This window comes from Paenibacillus sp. Negev47 (genome assembly GCF_058313655.1).
Genome location: NZ_CM177754.1, coordinates 6,385,814 through 6,406,396 on the forward strand (window position 1 = coordinate 6,385,814; position 20,583 = coordinate 6,406,396).

General features: G+C 48.6%; 19 protein-coding genes. 9 read left to right on the forward strand and 10 right to left on the reverse strand.

Features of this window, described 5'->3' with window-relative positions:
- Positions 1-145: 145 nt before the first annotated feature.
- Positions 146-2,128 carry an LTA synthase family protein gene (locus tag AC4G47_RS28630; RefSeq protein WP_491103903.1) on the forward strand — a complete coding sequence of 661 codons (1,983 nt, stop codon included), beginning with the start codon at positions 146-148 and terminating at the stop codon, positions 2,126-2,128.
- Positions 2,129-2,549: 421 nt separating this feature from the next.
- Here the strand turns inward: AC4G47_RS28630 and AC4G47_RS28635 are convergent, their stop codons facing one another.
- The 4 genes from AC4G47_RS28635 to cidR all read right to left on the reverse strand — a co-directional run bounded on the left by AC4G47_RS28635 (position 2,550) and on the right by cidR (position 5,867).
- Positions 2,550-3,221: a GNAT family N-acetyltransferase gene (locus AC4G47_RS28635; RefSeq protein WP_491103905.1), complete on the reverse strand. Its 672-nt coding sequence runs from the start codon at positions 3,219-3,221 to the stop codon at positions 2,550-2,552.
- A 46-nt stretch (positions 3,222-3,267) separates the two neighbouring features.
- Positions 3,268-3,942 (reverse strand): GNAT family N-acetyltransferase, encoded by a 675-nt coding sequence (locus AC4G47_RS28640; RefSeq protein ID WP_491103907.1) that lies wholly within the window; start codon positions 3,940-3,942, stop codon positions 3,268-3,270.
- 72 nt (positions 3,943-4,014) lie between these two features.
- Positions 4,015-4,872, reverse strand: coding sequence for a carbon-nitrogen hydrolase family protein (locus AC4G47_RS28645; RefSeq protein WP_491103909.1), 858 nt, complete (start codon positions 4,870-4,872; stop codon positions 4,015-4,017).
- Between the two features lie 110 nt (positions 4,873-4,982).
- Entirely contained in the window at positions 4,983-5,867 is an 885-nt protein-coding gene (cidR, locus tag AC4G47_RS28650) for a cidABC operon transcriptional activator CidR (protein WP_458124475.1), read from the reverse strand.
- Positions 5,868-6,022: 155 nt separating this feature from the next.
- Between cidR and AC4G47_RS28655 the strand changes: the two genes are divergently transcribed.
- The 3 genes from AC4G47_RS28655 to AC4G47_RS28665 all read left to right on the forward strand — a co-directional run bounded on the left by AC4G47_RS28655 (position 6,023) and on the right by AC4G47_RS28665 (position 7,696).
- On the forward strand, positions 6,023-6,394 hold the full coding sequence (locus AC4G47_RS28655) for a CidA/LrgA family protein (RefSeq protein WP_145324724.1): 372 nt from the start codon (positions 6,023-6,025) through the stop codon (positions 6,392-6,394).
- The gene (locus tag AC4G47_RS28660; protein WP_336762773.1) at positions 6,391-7,071 is read left to right on the forward strand and encodes an LrgB family protein; all 681 of its coding nucleotides are present in this window, start codon (positions 6,391-6,393) and stop codon (positions 7,069-7,071) included. The genes AC4G47_RS28655 and AC4G47_RS28660 overlap by 4 nt, the downstream gene beginning before the upstream one ends.
- A gap of 106 nt (positions 7,072-7,177) precedes the next feature.
- Positions 7,178-7,696 carry an AbrB/MazE/SpoVT family DNA-binding domain-containing protein gene (locus AC4G47_RS28665; protein ID WP_458124476.1) on the forward strand — a complete coding sequence of 173 codons (519 nt, stop codon included), beginning with the start codon at positions 7,178-7,180 and terminating at the stop codon, positions 7,694-7,696.
- Between the two features lie 156 nt (positions 7,697-7,852).
- On the opposite strand, the gene AC4G47_RS28670 is transcribed toward AC4G47_RS28665, so the two are convergent.
- On the reverse strand, positions 7,853-8,233 hold the full coding sequence (locus tag AC4G47_RS28670; RefSeq protein WP_491103911.1) for a DoxX family protein: 381 nt from the start codon (positions 8,231-8,233) through the stop codon (positions 7,853-7,855).
- Between the two features lie 423 nt (positions 8,234-8,656).
- Here AC4G47_RS28670 and AC4G47_RS28675 point away from each other — a divergent pair, with 423 nt between their 5' ends.
- Positions 8,657-8,956: a winged helix-turn-helix transcriptional regulator gene (locus AC4G47_RS28675; RefSeq protein ID WP_026081419.1), complete on the forward strand. Its 300-nt coding sequence runs from the start codon at positions 8,657-8,659 to the stop codon at positions 8,954-8,956.
- A 95-nt stretch (positions 8,957-9,051) separates the two neighbouring features.
- Here the strand turns inward: AC4G47_RS28675 and AC4G47_RS28680 are convergent, their stop codons facing one another.
- The 5 genes from AC4G47_RS28680 to AC4G47_RS28700 form a co-directional block, all read right to left on the reverse strand.
- Complete coding sequence (locus AC4G47_RS28680) at positions 9,052-10,056, reverse strand: Gfo/Idh/MocA family protein (RefSeq protein ID WP_491103913.1); 1,005 nt, start codon at positions 10,054-10,056, stop codon at positions 9,052-9,054.
- A gap of 68 nt (positions 10,057-10,124) precedes the next feature.
- Positions 10,125-11,783 carry a glycerol-3-phosphate dehydrogenase/oxidase gene (locus AC4G47_RS28685; protein WP_458124479.1) on the reverse strand — a complete coding sequence of 553 codons (1,659 nt, stop codon included), beginning with the start codon at positions 11,781-11,783 and terminating at the stop codon, positions 10,125-10,127.
- 408 nt (positions 11,784-12,191) lie between these two features.
- Entirely contained in the window at positions 12,192-13,679 is a 1,488-nt protein-coding gene (glpK, locus tag AC4G47_RS28690; RefSeq protein WP_491103915.1) for a glycerol kinase GlpK, read from the reverse strand.
- 28 nt (positions 13,680-13,707) lie between these two features.
- Positions 13,708-14,277, reverse strand: a complete 570-nt coding sequence (locus AC4G47_RS28695) for a glycerol-3-phosphate responsive antiterminator (protein WP_491103917.1) — start codon at positions 14,275-14,277, stop codon at positions 13,708-13,710.
- Between the two features lie 190 nt (positions 14,278-14,467).
- Positions 14,468-15,235, reverse strand: a complete 768-nt coding sequence (locus tag AC4G47_RS28700; RefSeq protein WP_076329272.1) for a GTP cyclohydrolase II — start codon at positions 15,233-15,235, stop codon at positions 14,468-14,470.
- Positions 15,236-15,558: 323 nt separating this feature from the next.
- Here AC4G47_RS28700 and AC4G47_RS28705 point away from each other — a divergent pair, with 323 nt between their 5' ends.
- From AC4G47_RS28705 to gntK, 4 genes are all read left to right on the forward strand, one after another.
- Positions 15,559-16,833 (forward strand): ABC transporter substrate-binding protein, encoded by a 1,275-nt coding sequence (locus AC4G47_RS28705; protein ID WP_491103919.1) that lies wholly within the window; start codon positions 15,559-15,561, stop codon positions 16,831-16,833.
- Positions 16,834-16,961: 128 nt separating this feature from the next.
- A complete protein-coding gene (locus tag AC4G47_RS28710) occupies positions 16,962-17,828 on the forward strand; it encodes a carbohydrate ABC transporter permease (protein WP_091013252.1) in 867 nt (288 codons plus the stop codon).
- A 20-nt stretch (positions 17,829-17,848) separates the two neighbouring features.
- Positions 17,849-18,676, forward strand: a complete 828-nt coding sequence (locus AC4G47_RS28715) for a carbohydrate ABC transporter permease (RefSeq protein WP_458124483.1) — start codon at positions 17,849-17,851, stop codon at positions 18,674-18,676.
- Positions 18,677-18,941: 265 nt separating this feature from the next.
- Positions 18,942-20,492 (forward strand): gluconokinase, encoded by a 1,551-nt coding sequence (gntK, locus tag AC4G47_RS28720; protein ID WP_491103921.1) that lies wholly within the window; start codon positions 18,942-18,944, stop codon positions 20,490-20,492.
- Positions 20,493-20,583 lie beyond the last annotated feature (91 nt).

Genomic DNA, 20,583 nt, shown 5'->3' on the forward strand with positions numbered 1-20,583 from the left:
TAGAGTAACCCGTGACTACCACACCTCTTCCCTGCTGGAAGAGGTTTTTTGTTGTCGATTCATGGCGGCTTTCATTTTTTTGACATGGACATGCTGAGATAGGATAATACTTGTTAAATGAAACTTCGGAAGGGAAGGCGGTACCTTGTCACGCAGTTCACTCACCCGGTTTCTAAGCGGACCGTTTATATTCTTTACCATCATCATGATGATCAAAAGTTCACTGGCCTGGATTGTTATTTTCGATGACATCCCTGTCTGGAAACCACTGCTGACCGAATTGCCGCTCATCTGGATTGGCTTCTGTCTGATTGAGTGGTTTGCTGCCAAACGACGGATGTGGATATACCTTGCCGTGAATCTGCTGCTCTCAGGGATTTTCTTTGCAGCCATCATGTACTACAAATACTATGGCGTAATCGTTAACTATCACGCACTGGCACAGGTGAATCAAGTGACCTCTGTCAAGAGCAGTATGTTCTCTTTACTTGACCCCTATTATTTGTTTATTTTTGCAGACGTTCTGATTATTGGGGGGATACTCATTCGTCGTCGGATCAAACACGGGAGTACAGAGCGCCCGGACCGGATTCCGCTTGAACGACGTGCCAGAAGACGTGTTGCTTCGGTCATTCTGACCCTGTCCATGATTCTGTGCATGCTCAACATCTATCCCAATCGGGCCAGTATGAGTGAGATTACACAAGCAGAACAGATGGGCATCCTCGGTTATGAAGCCTATACTATTCTGGATCGACCCGATGAACTTGTGCCCATTGCCCACATTGATCAGGCTGACATTGACCAGTTGAAGCAAACGACCGAACTTCCTGGGATTGTGGAGCAGGGGGTAGCGAGCGGACGTAACGTGATTATGCTTCAGTTGGAGTCATTTCAGAACTTCCTGATTGGATTAGAGGTAGATGGACAGGAGATCACGCCCAATCTGAATCAATTGGCTGGACAGAGCCTGTATTTTCCGAACTTCTATCAGCAAGTGGGGCAAGGAAATACCTCGGATGCAGAATTTGTTGTGAATACATCATTTTACACCCCGCCGAACGGGGCAGCAACGACTGTATATGCAGATAAAGCCCTGCCGAGCCTGCCCAAGTTGATGTCTGCAAACGGGTATCAGACAGCCACATTCCATACGAATGATGTTCGTTTCTGGAATCGGGATCAGCTATACCTGGCACTTGGATTCGACCAGTATTATGATATTGATTATTTCGGCACACAGGACTCCATCGCCTTTTCGGCTTCGGATGAGGTTCTGTATTCCAAAACACTGGATAAGCTGGAATCCATGCAGTCTTCGGGTGATCCCTTCTATGCCCATATCATCTCCATGTCAGCCCACCACCCGTACACGCTGCCTGATAACAAGGTCAAGCTGACGCTGCCTGAGCGTTACAAAGATACGTTGCCCGGCGATTATCTGATATCCCAGCATTATGCTGATCAGGCGGTTGGACAGTTGATTGCGGGATTGAAAGAACGGGGATTATGGGAAAATAGTCTGTTCGTCTTGTATGGGGATCACCTCGGACTTCCCATCTATTCACTGGACCGGGATGACGAAGTTCTTATGAAAGAGTTGTATGGTCGGGAATATACATCAGCAGATATGATTAACATTCCACTCATTATCTCGGCTCCGGGCATTACCACGGGCGCACAACTGGAACAGCTCGGAGGCCAAGTGGACATTCTGCCAACGATTGCTGGACTCATCGGAGTATCGTTAGATGACCAATTACACTTTGGACAGGATTTGCTGCATGAAGGTGGGAATCTGCTACCTGAACGCTATTACCTTCCTTCCGGGTCGGTGCTGAACGATGCTTCTCTCTTCATTCCAGCGACCGGATATGGTGACGGAACGCATTATTCCCTAGCTGATGCGGGCAGGCAGGATGCAAGGCAGAAACAGACGGACATCCCTTCAGAAGAGACGCCGGAGAATCCGGGAGAAAAGGGGTCTCCAACTATATCCAGCTCCAATAAAAGTGAGGTTTCCTCTTCGCGGTTTATAACGAAAGAACAATATGATCGGGCATTGGATCTTGCACATTTGTCCAACAGTTATTTAAGCCAGTTACCGGACCGAAAGCCTACACAATAATTGAATCTTTCACTGAAACTCCATACGGCGACCTTCCTCTCTTAACATAGAGGGAACGGTCGCTGTTTATTTTTACAGAGCCAGACTAGTGGCCTATCTGTTCGTGAGCAGACCATCAAAGAGCCAGTTACCTTCCTCGGTACGAGTGAAATAAATATCCAATGCACTGTTTCCATCAGACCACATTAAAGCCATATGCAACCTGAACTGCAGGCTGTTAATAGAACAGTGAACATCCATATCAACAACATTCTTCTTTTTCTCATCTAATCGCCTCCTTAATATAATGAATGCAAACATTTATTTTCCATATTTATGGTAACATATGCCACCTCCAAGAAAAAAGAGTATCTTGTTAATTCAGAAGATTAACAAAAAATGACCCGAACCCTGTTAGTCAGAGCTCGGGTCATTCATATGATTACAACGGCAGTAGCGCAACGGTCTTGCGAGCAGTCAATTGCTCTACCATGGCAAGCCATTCCTGCGGTTTGTTTGGTAACACTGCATAATATCGATTCAGGAAATCAGCCACCAGGCTGGCTGGCAGTTCACCGAGTGACTCATCGCCTGGCATGAAGCACAGATCCAGTCCGCCAACCGCTTCACCGTCACCTTGCCAAGATGGATGAACATACGGAAAGTCCAGACGCTGGTACCCCAGATGGGATAGCACTTCACGACGTACATACGGGTCCATTGGCTTGATGCCACCGAACTCGTGATCCTGACTCAGATAAGGATTATAGATTTCGGCAAACATGCCGAACAATTCTTTTCCATTTACCGCAGCCAGCTTCTGCAGATCACGCTTACGGTGATTCGCCAGGAAACTGCCGATCCCCAGACCTTCGCGCCCAATAATCGTGAAGTCCGTCATGGCGACGTTCCAGTCCTCGTAATAACGGTACTCTGTCGCCCCAACAACTTGTCCTTCATGTACAGCCACGAACACCCGAATACCCGGATCTTCCAACGGTTCTGCCCACAGGGGGAAGTCCAGCACTTCTTCCCGCGGGAAAATCTCCTGCATCAGCTTGTGCATTTGGGCAAATAGTGGATCTTGAATGGATGTAATACGCGTGAATTCCATGGATAAATGCCTCCTCGATCGATGATATATTTCATTGGATATTTCTTTATTTGAATGGATTCCGCCACTCCATCAGGGCAGCATAGTTGCAGGACTCCTCATCATCCAGATAGTCTGCAGTTACTCCTACCGGCATGCGGCCACAACGAAGCAGGAACGATATCACCGGATCACGCTTCTCTCCCGCAGCCACCTGGTCCACATATTCCTGCGCAGACAGCTGGTCTGCAACCAGATGATAACCCGGCATTCTACCCGCACCTAGTAACCGATCCATCCCCTGTGCAATGACAAGATGGTACATCGCCTGCATCATAAGCTGAGCCAGTCCCCACTTGCGGTACTTTGGACGAACACAGAGATCGACAATATACAGCGTGTTGCCATCCGGCTGGTGGTTACGAATATAGCCGTCATCCGTTACTTCGGCCCAGGTATGACTTACTGGATGTGCAGAGTCCCATTGCATCCGTAAGGAAGTCATCGATCCGGCTAGTTCTCCATCTACTTCAATACAGATCGCGCCCTCTGGATAATGCCCTACATGACTGTTGAGCTGTTCGTGACTCCAAAGCAGCTCTTCCGGATAAGGTGGAGGGAAACTCTCTGCCTGAATACGAATGAGCTCCTCAAAGTCGGCTGCTACATAATTGCGGACGACGGCCTTTACCCTTTTGCCACTTCGCTCCGGGTCGGTGATCAGCATTTCTTTGGTATACATGTTGCCGGGTCGCCCCTTTCCACTGACAAATGAATTTCCTGCTCTGTTCCATTCGGTTATAAACGTTGCTGCCTACTCCCAATCGGTATACAGATCAGTACGGCGGTCACGCCAGGTCGTTACCGATCCACGTTCGCGCACCTCATACAATAAGTCCAGATCCAGATCGGCCGTTACAATCATATCGTTGTTAATTTCACCCTCGGCCAGAATGCCACGTGGCGGGAACGGGATATCATTCGGCGTAATGATCGCTGCCTGTCCATAGTTGGCACGCATGAAATCAACGGTCGGCAGATTACCCACCGTTCCGGTTAACACAACATACACCTGATTCTCTACCGCGCGGGCATGACTCGTATAGCGTACACGGTAGAAACCGTGGCGATCGTCCGTACAGGAAGGACAGAAGATTACATCTGCACCTTTGGCTTTGGCCATCCGCACAATCTCCGGGAATTCAATATCGTAACAGGTCAGCATTGCAATGCGGCCTTTATCCGTGTCAAATACTTCAAGTCCATTCCCCGGAGCCATATTCCATTCCTGGACTTCGGTTGGTGTAATGTGAATCTTGTCCTGGCGCGCGATGCGACCATCCGGGTAGAACATGTGGGCTGTATTATACAGCTTTCCTTCACGACGAATGACGTGAGTTCCCCCGATGAGGTGCATGCCGTACTTGGCAGCTAGTGATGTGAATAGTTGTTCATATTGTTCCGTAAAGTTCGGCAGATCCTCAATCGTCAGTGCATTGCCTTGTTCATCTCCAATGGACATTAATTGCGTTGTGAAAAATTCCGGGAACAGTACGAATTCGGTTCCGTATTCGCTCGCTGTCCGTATGTAATGCTCAGCCTGAGCGGCGAACTGCTCAAATGAGCTGATTGTGTGCAATTGGTATTGTACAGCGGATACCCGCAGTTTCATTTTCCTACACCTCCACCATGATTATGCTTCCATTGTAACAACGATCCAGGGTCAACAAAAGAGTATTTACACGGAGCACTACAATGACAGAACCACCTTCGATCGCTTCCTTACTCGCCTAGCATCGACTGCGTGAATCCGATCCACTCTCTCGTGGCAAAAGACAGATAGCGGTCTTTCCGCCAGATCATGCCGAGTTGCCATGGAATCACAGGCTCCGTTACGGGGATGATGCTCACACGCATATGATCCACCTCACGACAGATGGTCTCCGGTAGCAAGGCTACCCCCAGATTGGCGGCAACCATCGCACTGAGCAGATCCCACTGAGAACTCTCATACACCACCCGGGGTTGGAACCCGGCCTCCTGACAGGCCGCAATAATCCGGTCATGCAACGCAAAATCCTCCCGAAACAATACAAAGGCGTCGTTTTCCAGTTCATGCAACGCAACCGATTCTTTCTCCGCAAGTGGATGTGAAGGGTGCACGAGCAGGTTCAGCTTCTCTTTGACAAAGACAAAATGATCCAAAAGCTCATCCACGGTTGGCAGTACTGCAACGCCAATATCCAGTGCACCGCTGATCACATCGGCCTCCACTTTTTTGGCCCCATCCTCAAATAGCTGAATAGTTACCTGCGGGTAAGCTTTGTGAAATTCACCAATGATCATGGGAAAAAAGCTGGACCCTACCATCGGCGGCAAGCCGATTCGTAGATGGCCTTTCTTCAAGTTCATCAGGTCATCCAGCTCGGATGACAGATTGCGGAACGATTTTTCAATCTCCAGTGCCTGCCGAAAAAACACATGACCTGCATCCGTTAGTTCCACTTTCTTACCATAACGATCCAACAACGTGATACCCAATTCCTCTTCAAGACTCTTGACGGTCTTGCTGATGGTGGGCTGGGTGATATATAGCACTTCAGCGGCTTTTGTGAAGCTCTGTTGCCTGGCGACTTCCAGAAAATATTGCAAATGGCGGATATCCATCGGTTGATCCCCACCTCTCATAGATAAATGGAATAGTAAACATTCTTAATATGCATTTTACTCATGAAAGAATGCCATGTAAAATTTGTGATATCAAGTGAATCATTTTCATAATTACTCAAACGATTACGTTGATTATACAAGGAGGGATTGAAGTGAAAAAATGGGGCCTTGGTATTGCACAGGTTGCGCTTTTAATGGTTTTTTCACTGATTATGGACCTGCTGGCCCGTACTCTCCATCTTCCTGTACCGGGTTCGATACTCGGTATGGTCGTGCTATTCATTCTGCTTCAGACCCGTGTCGTGAAGCTGCGCTGGATTGAAGTTGGAGCTGCCTGGCTACTCGGTGAACTATTGTTATTTTTTATTCCGTCAGCCGTTGGCATCATGAACTATATGCCCATGCTGGAGCATGACGGTCTGCAGATTTTATTCATCGTACTGCTTAGTACATTTCTGGTCATGTCCTGTACAGGACTGGTGGCTACACGAATTGCGAAACGAAAGGAGCGTCACACCGGATGATTGGATTCCTCTGCCTGTTGTTAACCGTCGGTATATACGGAGTTGCCAAACGAATGTATCGGAATCTGCCAAAAGTTTATCTGTCTCCGCTGCTCATTACGCCACTGCTTGTCGTAGGCATATTGCTCGCAACGGGAACGGATTATACCACGTATAGCAGCGGCGGCAAATGGCTGAGCCTGCTGCTTCAACCAGCCACCGTGGCTTTTGCCGTACCGCTGTATACCTTTTTTCATGTACTCAAAAAACATATTTCCGAGATCGTCTTCAGTGTCATGACTGGCTCAGTGGTTGCCGTGCTTTCTTCTGCCCTGCTCGCCAAATGGTTGCAACTGGATTCCGGGCTGATCCATAGCTTGATCCCGCGCTCCATTACAACGCCAATTGCCATGAACGTATCAGCAACCATCGGGGGAATTCCGGCAGTTACAGCGGTTTTTGTCATTATGACCGGTCTGCTCGGAGTAATTATGGGTCCTACTATTGTTAAGATGCTGCACATCGATGGCGAGATTGCACGAGGCACACTATTTGGAACCGGTGCCCATGGCACAGGGACATCCAAAGCATTTGAACTGAGTTCCTTGACAGGTACCATCTCCAGTATCTCCATGGTGCTGGCCGCATTGTTCACTTTAGCCGTTGCACCCATCCTTTCCAAACTTATTTTCCCATAATAGATGGAATAATCCCACTTATTTGAAATATTATTGTTGTATTAAAGCCCTTTCTTCCTTACAATAAGGACAGGTTTTTAATTGTGAATATTGCGGGGGAGATGCGATGAAAAGAACCGGAATGAAGAGATCTCTGGACCGTCTTGGACGAATTGTCCTTCCCAAAGAAATGCGGGATACGATGGAAATCCATATCGGCGATCCGCTTGAGTTTTTCATTGAAGGGAAAGAGCTGATTTTAAGAAAGTACAAATCAACATTATGTATTTTTTGTGGTGATGTAGATACGGAAATGTATTTCAAAGAACAATTCATCTGCCGGGCTTGTGCAATTCAATTAAAACACCCGGATGACTCTCCCGACTGGTTCGTACCTCAGAACAAACAGGCTCCTGCACCCGTGGAGCGTCCTGCTACCAAATCCGCCTCAGTCTCATCTCCCGCTAGGGAAGAAGGGACCACTGCTGACAACCAAGAATACCCGGACCTGCGACCCAAGACGGCACGCATGCTGCAACAGATGAAAGAAATTGTTGAACAGAATCCCGGTTTGGCTCAACAGCAAATTGCGGAAAAGCTTGGCATTAGCCAAGGACGCGTCTCTCAATTAAAAAAGTTACTATAATAAGAATGGTATTCGATCATTTATAGTCAGAAGACCTTCCGATTCAGGAAGTCCCGCTGCAAGAGAACCCGTTGTTTTTCGTGGGTTCTTCTTTTTTTATGCTCATCTGCAGCGGCCATCTCATGATATAGTTTCAGATCTTCTATTCATTTTCCTTTACACCTGAATGGCATCCATATGTCCTTCTTCTTCCTCTTCCAATCTGCGCATGCCCACAACCAGGACAATCATGTTAGCTACCAACAACACAGCCGGGAACGGAACAGCATCATATTGTGCATAGATCAGATGACTTCCCACAGCTCCAATCAGAATGAACGTCAGTATGCCAGAAGCCAGGATGCGAGTACGTGGAATCAGCAGCCCCACTGCACTGAGCAACTCGGCAGCACCAAGCAGATACATGGTCCATGTTGGATAAGAGAAACTTTCGAAGGTCTGAATCATCATGTCTGCTCCACTGATCTTGTTAAACCCTGTCATGACGAATACACCTGCTAGCACAACCAGAAAAATATAACCCAAAATCTTGTTCATATGTATATCCTCCTATAGCGAATTGAATGTTCCCACTATGTAATGATTATTTTGGCGATAAATGGTAAAAAAAGAATCTATGTAAAAGTTCCCCGAAGGTAACTCTGTTTTCATCTATTTAGCTAAGTTCACTTTCGAAATAGTACATGTGTATATTATACATATTATTTATCACTAACTTACTTTTATGAAGTTAGTATACAATGATAAGATAATTTCTTCAAGTAATTTTTCGCTGTATGATGTATAATACATACAAAAGGTATGTTACAGTATATTTTGTAGTGACCGTCATTAAACTGAATGTTCTACCATTCTTAGCGCGGCAGAAACCATGTCTTTCATATACATCAGCGAAAAAAATGATCATGAATCGAGGTGAACACGTTGAAGCTAAAAAAAGTAAAAGCACCAAGTCCCTGTATGATCACTCAGGCCATAGACATTATAGGCAAGAAGTGGGTACTGTTAATTATGTACCAACTGTTGTCCGGACCGAAGCGGTTTACGGAGCTTGAAGCAGAGATGGCCATCAGTGGACGACTTTTATCGGAGCGATTGAAGGAAATGGAGACAGAAGGTATCGTAACCCGGCACATGTTTCCCGAGATTCCTCCTCGTGTAGAGTATGAGTTAACACCCAAAGGCAGAGCCATTGAGCCTGTCATTGATCAGATCTACAGCTGGTCTTCCGACTGGTTGAAACAGCAGAAATCCGAGTAATATGGACTCCTGTCCCATTTATTTCCACTCAACACAAATACGCCTGAATCAGGTTGATCTACGGATCAATCCCCGATTCAGGCGTATTTATATTTTTAATGAGAGAGATGCTTTGAAGGCTGAAGCTGTACCGGCAGGCCGGAATCTGCAGATACCAGCGCAGCCGTCGTAATCTCCTGTGTACGACAGGCATCCGCATAATCGGACAGAATTCGTGAACGGTCTCCCGTACGCAGGGCGTGAATGAACGCTTCATTTTCACGCTCATATGGATTATGTCCTGCCGGAATCTCCAGTCCTGCCATCGCATGTGTTGCAGCACTTGGCAGAAGCAAACGTTCCGGCGTCCAATCCCACACCCCTGCATCCGTGTAGAACTGCAGCCCTGCACCGCCCTCTCCGTCTGGCAACAGACAGGTATTGGCGATGCTTGCAATCGCTCCACTTTCCAGCTTGAGCGTCACATTCGCTACATCGGCAACAGTAACATGCTCATGCTTCTCATGCATGCTTCGCTGAGCTGCTACGGCGTACACCTCCGTAACTTCTCCTGCACAATACCGAAGCAAGTCTACGATATGTGTGGTCTGCTCCACGAATTGCCCACCTGAACCATCCTGGCGCCGCCACCATGCAACTCCTGGCATTCCGCCCATCCAGCGGCCAAGTGCCATGCCAACCGTCTGTTCTTTCATGGCCTGTTGCAATACTTGAGCAGCCTCCTGATAACGGAAATGGTAGCCGACTGAGGTTAACAAGCCGCTCTTCTGTACCTGATCCAACACCTGACGCGGAACGTCCATTCCAGTACTCAGCGGTTTCTCGACCAGGAATGGAATTCCGCGACGATTCAATTCCGACTCAATCGATCCGTGAGACATCGGAGGCACACAGATATACACCGCATCCAGCTTCTCACCATCCAGCATATGTTCAAGTTCACCGTAACCAACAGCATCATAGACGGAGGCCATAGCCTCTGCCTTTTCCAACGTTGTTCCACAGACACTCGCAACACGAACACCTTCCATTCGTGCGAGAATATCTGCATGTACCTTACTGAACCAGCCTGTTCCAATGATTCCGATCTGTAATGTCATGGATGTAATCCCCTCTCTGTGTTACACGCTTACATGTTCCATTCGACTTTCAGTTGCGAAATCCTGCCTCAGATTTTGCCGGATGCTTCCAACAACAGCTGATCCAGTTCCTGTGTATGCATAACCACTTGCTCTTCAGACCAGTTCAAATGCCCGGCCATATAGGAGATAACCGCTGCCTTATAACGACGGACCTCATCAATACGGAAAAATAGATCTCCTGTTCTTCGTACCAAAAAGTCAGACGGGGTTACTGCCATCTCTTCTTCGATCGCATAACGTAACATCAGCAGTAGCTCCTGTGATAGGCCATGAAGCTCGGCCTTGGTGTGTGGATCAGGCATTCGCTCATACAGGGCCTCCACATTGGAACCATACGTGCGGACCAGCCGCTCCGCAGCAGGTCGAGTAAGCCCCAAGGCAACACCATCCTTGATCTTGCGCTCCGCATACGATGCGAATCCAGCCGAACCTCCTACGTCCCCGCCGGATATGGGCATCTTCTTCGTTACGCAAGGACCTATGGATTGTCCGTGCTCCTGCTCCATCTGGCGCGCGACCAGATTAACGACCATCTCGGCCATTTTACGGTATCCGGTTAATTTGCCCCCGGCAATGGTAATCAGATCGGAATCGGATACCCAGACTTCGTCCTTACGTGAAATTTCGGAAGGATTCTTGCCTTCCTCATGAATTAATGGACGTACACCCGCCCATCCGGATTCCACATCCTCGATACCAATCTGTACATCCGGAAACATGCCATTGACTGCATCAATCACATAATCGCGGTCCGAGTCGGAGATTAGCGGATGTGCAGGATCGTCCTGATATACGGTGTCGGTTGTCCCCACATAGGTTTTGCCATCACGAGGGACAGCAAATACCATTCGACCATCTGGCGTATCAAAATAAACCGCCTGTCTTAGCGGAAACCGTTCACCATCGAAAACCAAATGAATACCTTTGGTCATCTGTAGCGTTTTCCCCTGGCGTGAACCATCCAATTCCCGCAGCCCATCCACCCAGGGACCGGAAGCGTTGATCACCTTGCTTGCTTTCAGCGTATAGGTCTGACCATCGATCTGATCCACGGCAAGAATACCTGTAATCTTGCCATTCTCCTTCAGGAAACCTGTTGCCTTCACATAGTTCACTGCCTGTGCCCCACGTTTGACAGCTTCTTTCATGACTTCAATGGTGAGCCTGGCATCGTCTGTCCGGTACTCCACATAGAGTCCACCACCCAACAATCCCTGTTTGCGCAGCAAAGGTTCACTATCCGACACTGCACCGGCATTCAGCATTTGGCGTCGTTCACTGCGCTTCACCCCGGCGAGCCGATCATATACCATCAGACCAATGGATGTGCTGAAGCGGCCGAACGTACCTGCCGTGTAGATTGGTAGCAACATCGGTTCCGGTGTTGTCACATGCGGCCCATTCTCGTACACTACAGCCCGCTCCCGTCCTACCTCCGAAACCATTTTCACTTCATATTGCTTCAAATAACGCAAACCGCCATGGACCAATTTGGTCGAACGACTGGATGTTCCTGCTGCAAAATCCTGCATTTCTACAAGCGCTGTCTTCAATCCACGGGAAGCCGCATCCAATGCAATCCCTGCACCTGTAATCCCGCCGCCAATAATCAATATGTCAAAATGTGCATTCGCCATTCTTTCCAAATATTCGGTCCGGTGTGCTGACGAGAACGTTTCTGCCATCCTTGAACCCCCTATTGATTCCCTTGATGTATCCGCAAAAAAACAAAAAAAAAGGACCACGTCATTCGCTCAGCAATTGCTGAGCGGCACGTGGTCCCTCCCGATCTCCAGACATCATTTTTTAACTTGTGCCTTTATCCTATCACAGATTTTTGACGGCGTGAAGTCCTGAAATGACACATTATTCAAAAAAAATTCAAAAAGTTGTTCTGCCAAAGGATGGAATTTCAAATGAATCCACTAACCTTAACTTTTTCCTTATAGTGGGCATATGGTTTCGCTTCCCCAGGAAGAATTCCCCTGTAAATCATGCATCATTTTCCACCAGTAAATATCATTTATAACATAAGTTTAGTGATAAAGTACAAATGCCCACATCGAGAGAATTGCAGATTAATCATATATCTTTTATTTGAAGGCCATCGCTGCGTTCACTGCACGCTTCCAGCCTGCATACAGTTCTGTCCGTTGTTCCTCAGCCATAACAGGATGGAAGACACGCTCGGTATTCTCATGATCGGTCAATTCATCCGCGTTCGTCCAATACCCCACCGCCAGACCTGCCAGATAAGCCGCACCCAATGCAGTTGTTTCATTCACTGTAGGGCGTTCGACGGGAATGCCCAGAATATCACTCTGGAATTGCATCAGGAAATCATTGGCCGCCGCGCCGCCATCGACACGCAGAGCATGCACGGGTATACCCGAGTCGGATTCCATCGCCTCCAGTACATCTTTGGTCTGATACGCCAATGCCTCCAGTGTAGCACGGATAAAGTGCTCCTTCGTCGTGCCCCGGGTCAGGCCGAACACCGCACCCTTAACCTCACTATCCCAATACGGACTGCCCAGTCCCACAAATGCAGGTACCATATAAACGCCGTCTGTCGAAGGCACACGTGAGGCGTAGTCCTCACTATCTTTTGAAGAGCGAAGCATTCTTAAACCGTCACGCAGCCACTGAACCGCTGAGCCTGCAACAAAAATGCTGCCTTCGAGTGCATACTCAACTTTACCATTCATCCCCCAGGCAATGGTTGTAATGAGTCCGTGATCCGATTGCACCGGATTCTCTCCCGTATTCATGAGCATGAAACATCCGGTACCATATGTATTTTTCATACTGCCCTTGGTATAACAGCCCTGACCAAACATCGCTGCCTGCTGATCTCCTGCCGCCCCCGCAATCGGAATCCGATGACCGAAAAAATGATAGTCTGTCGTGTGTGCATATACCTCGGATGAACCTCGCACCTCTGGCAGCATGGCCTTAGGAATGTCGAGAATACCCAACAATTCGTCATCCCATTGCAGATCATAGATGTTATACATCAGGGTACGTGAGGCATTGGATATATCCGTGACGTGTGTACCCCCGCTTAGTTTCCAGATCAGCCAGCTATCAATCGTGCCAAACAACAGTTCACCCTTTTCTGCCCGCTCTCGGGCACCAGGGACATGATCCAGAATCCATTTCACCTTCGTTCCCGAGAAGTAGGGATCGATCAATAATCCTGTTTTGCGGCGAAAAAGGTCCCCGAGTCCCTGCGTCTTCAATTCTTCACAGATGTCTGCGGTCTGTCTGGACTGCCATACCACTGCATTATAGATGGGTCTGCCTGTTTCTTTGTCCCATACCACAACAGTCTCCCGCTGATTCGTAATTCCAATTCCGGCAATCTGGACAGGTTTGATCCCGCTCTCTGCCAGACATGAAGCCATCACCGCAAGAATGGAACTCCAGATTTCGTTGGCATTCTGCTCTACCCAGCCCGGCTTGGGGAAATATTGGGGAAATTCCTGCTGAGCAATGTGCACAATCTCTCCGCCGTGGTTAAACAGAATGGCCCGGGAGCTAGTCGTTCCTTGATCCAGAGCCAATATATATTTTTCCATACAGACAACCTCCTGTTGTGGGTTCTTTTTAAGGTGTAAGCGATTTCTCAAAATGTCGGATCAGCTCTGCGTTGGAAGTGGTCACTGCCGTCGCTCCGACGCCAAGCGCAAGTTCAACCTCTTCCGGTGAGCGGATCAGTCCCCCCGCAATAATAGGGATACCTGTACGCACAGATACTTCAGCAATAATATGTGGAATGACGCCAGGTAGTACTTCAATATAATCCGGTTGGGTTTTGGCCAGCAACAGATAACTTTTCTCCAGAGCATGGGTGTCCAGCAGAAAAATACGTTGTATGGCTGTAATGCCCTTCTGCTTCGCCTTCTGGATTACACTTGCCCTTGTAGAGATCAGTCCTGCTGGGCGAATGTGCTGACACAGATACTCTGCCGCATACTCATCGTTTTTCAATCCCTGTACCAGATCTGCATGCAAAAGTATCTTTTTGTCATACCGCCGCGCCTCGTCCATTACACTCTGAAGCTGTGCAATATGAGTTTCCAGCATCACCCCATAAGTATAAGGGCCTTCAATTATCGCCTCAAACTGCTTCATGCTTTTCGCAGCCGGCAACATACGTTGTCCCTCAAATGGCACCTTGGTTCCTCCCGCATTCATCAGATGCCTATATTGTATAATCCATGCCGTGCGAACGGCAAGCCATTCCGTGAATCAGGAAGATCTGAACGCTATGTTGTTATCCATACTAAAAAGCCGTTACTGCACTTCTCCATAACGGAGAGTACAACAACGGCTAATCAGCTAATCGCATACATCTATATAATGATTAAGCCTGCGCATGCGGAAGCAACGTCTCTGCCCCAGCCCAGCCATCACTTTCTGCCAAGTGACCGGAACGATTCACTTTCGTTTGCAGATACTTCTCGTTAAAAGCAGAACGATCTCCCCATAATGGCACACGTCCACCCACATTCAATCCCGCTTCCTGCAAGGCAGCCAGCTTCCGTGGATTGTTGGTGATCAGTGTAACCGGAGCAGAGCGAAGCGCACGCAATACGGCAATCGCATCGTCATAATTGCGGGCATCGTCTGTGAATCCGAGCTGCAAGTTCGCATCCACCGTATCCAGACCTTCTTCTTGCAAAATGTACGCCATCGCTTTGCTGAACAGACCGATGCCACGTCCTTCATGGTTGGCAAGGTAGAACAGTGCGCCCGCTCCGTGAGCAGCGATCATTTTCATGGATTGCTCCAATTGGAAGCCGCAATCACAACGTTTGCTGCCAAAGATGTCGCCTGTATGACAGATGCTATGCATCCGGATCAGCGCTTCTTGTGCGTCGGCAAAGTCACCATACACCAGAACACTGGATTGTTGACGCTCTGCCAACTCAGCCTCAGCAAGGGATTCAATCAACTCCCCGCTCTCCATCGCTTTGTCTGACTTCATCCAGCTGTACCACTGGAATGTCTTGGTCTCTCCATCAAGGTTTACCGGGAGCTTAATCGGCCCTACGAGGTATATAAACTCTTTTCCACTCGGAAAAGTCTGGATTTTGGGGGCAAGCAGTTGAATAATATGTGAATTGATCATTGTCGTTCCTCCTGTTTAGGCCAACTTGTATATGGATTGATTCGCATCCTGAGCAAAAATGGATCACTTGGATATTATATAGTACGTATCTATATTATTCTCATTATCATTAGTTACTTTATGTAAGTTAGTTTAAAATAAAAATTATAAAGTGTCAAGTAACTTTTATTTTTAAAGTAACTACTAAAATTATGTTACGCAACGGACACAAATATGTGTTTCATTTCAGGAATATTGGGTATGAGTTTATAAACTGCTCATACACTAATGTTGTAGTCCAAAGCACTTCATGCCTCGAACTTAACGATGAGGGGGTTATGCACATGATCCGCCGGAAAAGAACATGCTGGACAGCCATATTGATGGTCTGCGTCCTGCTCATAAGCGGATGCTCCATCTGGCCCGGACAGGACGATTCAGCGAACAACAAAAAGGTAACGCTTACATTATGGTACTGGAACCGTTCCATCGATGATAAGTTGATTGCCAGGGCTAAGGAAAAGTTCCCCAATATTGAACTAACAGCTCAGAAAATCGGCGGTGATTTCAAAGCAAAGCTCAAAACAACACTCGCTGCACGCTCAGGTGAACCAGACATTGTGGCATTGAACGACTGGATCATGGAGCTATTCCCCAGTGAGGACCGTTTTTATAATCTGTATGATCTCGGTGCTGGAGATATTGAAGACCAATATCTGCCGTGGAAATGGAAGCAAGGCGTTACGCCAAGTGGACAGATGATCGGGTTCCCGATGGATACGGGACCAACAGCCCTCTTCTACCGAGAAGATCTGTTTAAGGAGGCCGGATTGCCATCTGAACCCGAAGACGTCACACGCCAGATCAACAACTGGGATGCATATGCCGCTGCTGGAGAACAGCTCAAGGAGAAATTCGGAGGCAAGGTATATCTGACCGATAACATTGGAAGCGTTTACAATCAAGTGCTGTCGCAAGGAGCTGAACGTTATTTCCGTCCGGATGGTTCATTCATCGGTATGGATTCTGCTCTGGTTCGAACAAGCTGGGATACATCCATATCTTTCAAAGAGAAGGGACTGCTTGCCAACGCAGACGGCTGGACACCAGGCTGGAACGCCGCGATGAATAATGGCGAGATCGCCTCGTTCGTAGGTGCTGTCTGGATGAAGCAAGTTCTTCAGGAAGCCGCTCCAGATACATCCGGGAAGTGGCGGGTCGCTCGGGCACCAGGGGGAGATGGCAATAACGGGGGATCATTCCTGTCCATCCTGAAGTCGAGTGAACATCCTCAGGAAGCCTTCGAACTGGTTCGCTGGCTGCAAAGTCCCGAGAATCAGCTGGAGCAATATCAGACATTGAACCTGTTCCCTTCTGCTCCAGGTGTGTTTGATGACCCTGCCATGAAAGAAGAGGAACCTTTCTTTGGCGGACAGGCAACAGGACCAGTATTTGCCGAATCGGCACAGCAAGTGCCGGATGCTTTTTTTGGAGAAAGATACCCCTCCGTACACAACATTATTACTCGAAGGCTGAATGATGTCGCGAAGCAAAATGCCGATCCTCAGCAGGTCTGGACGGATACGGTGCACCGCGTCGAGCGGGAATTACAGCGTTAACCTGAAGAACGTGTGGTTTCGTTATCCGCAAAGGAGGAATTCATATGGCTGTAACTGAACCTCGTCTTACTCCCGATCCCGGAAATGCAAGACCTGATCTGGATCGGCAGAAGTCACTGTGGTCCAGGATGTGGGAGCATCGTGCACTTTATGTTGCGATATCGCCGTTTTATATTCTGTTTGCGGTATTTGGCCTGTTCCCGATCGGATTCTCACTCTATCTGGCTTTTCATAAATGGGATGGCATTGGTGTCATGACGTACAACGGGTTCAACAATTTCAAATACATGCTGACTGATGCCGAGTTCTGGCAAGCCGTGGGCAATACGTTCATGATCTGGATCTATTCGACGATTCCGATGCTCTTCTTCGCCCTGATTATTGCCTTTCTGCTGCATGCACCATTTGTGAAGTTCCGCACCCTGTTTCGGGTTGGTTATTTCCTGCCGAACGTCACGTCCATCGTGGCGGTAGCCATCATCTTCGGTGCCTTGTTTGCCAACAATTATGGCTTTCTCAATTATCTGTTGCAGTCGGTCGGATTACCGGTTGTGGAGTGGCTGAATGCACCATGGGGCATCAAAGTCGCAATCTCCTCCATGGTGGTCTGGCGCTGGACTGGATATAACGCCGTCATCTATCTGGCCGGGCTACAGAGTATCCCGCAGACGTTATACGAAGCAGCCAAGATTGATGGCGCATCAGCGATACAGTCCTTTTTTCGAATTACGATTCCGATGCTGCGTCCTGTGATCCTGTTTACGGTCATTACATCAACGATTGGCGGTATGCAGCTGTTCACCGAGCCGCAAGTATTGGTAGGCAATGATGGTGGCGCGGGTGCAGCAGGCATGACGATTGTACTGTACCTCTACCGTGAATCCTTCATTAACAATTACTTTGGATATGGTGCTGCTGTTGGCTGGGGTATGTTCCTCATTATCGCCCTGTTCTCGATTGTGAACTGGAAGCTTGTTCAAGGCAAATCATCCTGATGTGATAAGGGGGAGCGCACATGGCGACCAAACACCTCAAATCGCTGGTGTTGTATACCGGTCTTATCGGGGGCATGCTCATATCCATGTTCCCGTTCTATTGGCTGATTGTAATGTCTACCCGGACAACGTCCGATATCTACAAGTTCCCGCCCCAGCTCTGGTTCGGGGGTGAACTGTGGAATAATATCACGCGGGTGATGCAGCAGATTGATTTCTGGGGGGCTTTTCTGAATACGTTGTTTGTGTCAGGCCTCGTAACGATCCTGGTGCTGTTTTTTGACTCACTGGCGGGATTTGCGTTTGCGAAGTTTGATTTTCCCGGCAAAAAGTGGCTCTTCATCCTGCTGCTCGCCACCATGATGGTTCCTTCCCAGCTGTCGCTGGTGCCGTCCTTCGTGCTGATGGCTACGTTCGGCTGGGTCGGTTCCTTCAAAGCCCTTATTATTCCGGGCATGGTGAACGCCTTCGGCATCTTCTGGATTCGCCAGTATGCCACGGAGTCGATTCCGAATGATCTGCTGGATGCAGGACGCATTGACGGCTGTAATTTCTTCCGACTCTATTGGAACGTGGCGCTGCCCATTCTGCGACCTGCCTTTGCTTTCCTCGGCGCGTTCACCTTTATCGGGGTATGGAATGATTATCTGTGGCCTTTGATCGTCCTGACAGATGAACGTAAGTATACGTTGCAGATTGCGTTGTCTCAATTGAACGGGCTGTATAACACAGACTATGCCATGGTTATCGCGGGTACATTGCTCGCCGTCATTCCGCTTATCGTCATGTTCCTGTTCATCAGTCGCCAGTTTATCTCGGATATTGCCGCAGGAGCAGTGAAGGATTAAGATTCTGGCATTTTGATCCATCCCTCAAGTCTGATATTCTTATCTATAGATAAATACCAGATGCCATATAAGTTGGATGAATAGCGCCACGTGCGCGGAGGGGACAGAAAGAGCCTGAAGAAATGGAATTAAAAGCTTTCCAGAGGAAAGCTACTTCGAAAGCATATGCTTCGCATTTACGCGATCGGAAGGCTTTCTGTACCCGAAGTGTTAACGTGTAACAGCATTCATTTCACTTATATATTCAAGAAAGAGGGATGACAAAATGGCTTCTTCACCCTATATGATCGGCGTAGATATCGGCACGACCTCCACCAAGGGCGTCTTGTTCGAACAGAACGGAACCATTGTGGCTCAAGGCAGTGCCGATTATCCGCTGCACACCCCCACACCTGCGATTGCGGAGCAGGATGCGGAAGATATTTTCAAAGCAGTCATCGAATCCGTTAAACAGGCCACTTCCAAAGCGGGAGTGAAGCCTGAGGATATCCTGTTTGTATCGTTCAGTTCAGCGATGCACAGCATCCTGCCAGTCGATCAACACGGCAAACCGCTGATGCGGGCCATGACATGGGCAGATAATCGCAGTGCCGAGTGGACCGAAGTACTCAAATCGGAGATGAATGGTCACGAAATCTATCTGAGAACAGGCACGCCGATTCATCCGATGTCCCCACTCACCAAGATCATGTGGCTTACCCGAGATCAACCGGAACTATTCAGACAGACACATAAATTCATATCCATGAAAGAATATGTCTTCTATAAATTATTCTCTGAATACGTCATCGACCACTCGATGGCCTCAGCCACCGGACTCATGAATCTCGAGAAACTCAACTGGGATGCAGAAGCGCTTCATGTGGCGGGTATTACGCCGGAGCACCTATCCCGACTTGTACCGACCACACATGTGCTGAAACAGGGATTGCACCCGGAGTACGCCAAGGAGATGGGCATTGCGGTCACCACACCATTTGTCATCGGGGCCAGTGATGGCGTGCTCTCCAACTTGGGCGTGAATGCCATTGATCCAGGCGTCGTGGCTGTAACCATTGGTACTAGCGGAGCAATTCGTACAGTCGTGGACAAACCGGTGACCGATCCAAAAGGACGTTTCTTCTGTTATGCGCTCACGGAGGATGCATGGGTCATTGGCGGACCGGTGAATAACGGCGGTGTTATTTTCCGCTGGATTCGGGACGAGTTTGCGGCTTCCGAGGTGGAAACGGCGAAGCGACTTGGCATCGATCCGTATGAAGTGCTGACGCGTGTCGCCGAAAATGTACCTCCGGGTTCGGAAGGTCTTTTGTTCCATCCGTACATGACGGGTGAGCGGGCTCCGCTCTGGAATCCGAACGCACGCGGCTCGTTCTTCGGTCTGACGCTGCATCATAAGAAGGAACATATGATTCGCGCTGCACTTGAGGGTGTATTGTTCAACCTATACACCGTCATGCTGGCGATTGAAGAAAAGATCGGTCGTCCGAAAAAAATCCAGGCAACTGGCGGCTTCGCCCGCTCTGAGTTGTGGCGTCAGATGATGGCGGATATTTTCGATCAGGATGTCATCATTCCCGAAAGCATTGAAAGCTCCTGCCTCGGCGCAGCTGTACTGGGCTTGTACGCCCTTGGCCGCATCGATTCCCTGAGTGCCGTCTCCGGCATGATCGGATCAACACATCGGCACCAGCCGGACCCGGACAGTGTCCGCGTCTATCGGGAACTGCTGCCGATCTTCATCCGCATCTCCCGCAAATTCGAAGAGGAGTATGCGGATATCGCTGCTTTTCAGAATAAGACGATGCAAGGATAGGAATGGCATGCAAGTACGTTTAAGAAGACCCTCCCGCCATGTTTTGGACATGCGGGAGGGTCCTTTTTCATGTACAGATCTTCATGTACGA

Bases quoted from the DNA above. Each gene is read 5' to 3' on its own strand.
- cidR (WP_458124475.1), bottom strand. From the start codon at position 5,867: ATGGATATCCGCCATTTGCAATATTTTCTGGAAGTCGCCAGGCAACAG.
- AC4G47_RS28640 (WP_491103907.1), bottom strand. From the start codon at position 3,942: ATGTATACCAAAGAAATGCTGATCACCGACCCGGAGCGAAGTGGCAAA.
- AC4G47_RS28665 (WP_458124476.1), top strand. From the start codon at position 7,178: ATGAAAAGAACCGGAATGAAGAGATCTCTGGACCGTCTTGGACGAATT.
- AC4G47_RS28660 (WP_336762773.1), top strand. From the start codon at position 6,391: ATGATTGGATTCCTCTGCCTGTTGTTAACCGTCGGTATATACGGAGTT.
- AC4G47_RS28710 (WP_091013252.1), top strand. From the start codon at position 16,962: ATGTGGGAGCATCGTGCACTTTATGTTGCGATATCGCCGTTTTATATT.
- AC4G47_RS28675 (WP_026081419.1), top strand. From the start codon at position 8,657: ATGATCACTCAGGCCATAGACATTATAGGCAAGAAGTGGGTACTGTTA.
- AC4G47_RS28680 (WP_491103913.1), bottom strand. From the start codon at position 10,056: ATGACATTACAGATCGGAATCATTGGAACAGGCTGGTTCAGTAAGGTA.
- AC4G47_RS28705 (WP_491103919.1), top strand. From the start codon at position 15,559: ATGATCCGCCGGAAAAGAACATGCTGGACAGCCATATTGATGGTCTGC.
- AC4G47_RS28635 (WP_491103905.1), bottom strand. From the start codon at position 3,221: ATGGAATTCACGCGTATTACATCCATTCAAGATCCACTATTTGCCCAA.
- AC4G47_RS28685 (WP_458124479.1), bottom strand. From the start codon at position 11,783: ATGGCAGAAACGTTCTCGTCAGCACACCGGACCGAATATTTGGAAAGA.
- AC4G47_RS28700 (WP_076329272.1), bottom strand. From the start codon at position 15,235: ATGATCAATTCACATATTATTCAACTGCTTGCCCCCAAAATCCAGACT.
- gntK (WP_491103921.1), top strand. From the start codon at position 18,942: ATGGCTTCTTCACCCTATATGATCGGCGTAGATATCGGCACGACCTCC.
- AC4G47_RS28670 (WP_491103911.1), bottom strand. From the start codon at position 8,233: ATGAACAAGATTTTGGGTTATATTTTTCTGGTTGTGCTAGCAGGTGTA.
- AC4G47_RS28715 (WP_458124483.1), top strand. From the start codon at position 17,849: ATGGCGACCAAACACCTCAAATCGCTGGTGTTGTATACCGGTCTTATC.
- AC4G47_RS28645 (WP_491103909.1), bottom strand. From the start codon at position 4,872: ATGAAACTGCGGGTATCCGCTGTACAATACCAATTGCACACAATCAGC.
- glpK (WP_491103915.1), bottom strand. From the start codon at position 13,679: ATGGAAAAATATATATTGGCTCTGGATCAAGGAACGACTAGCTCCCGG.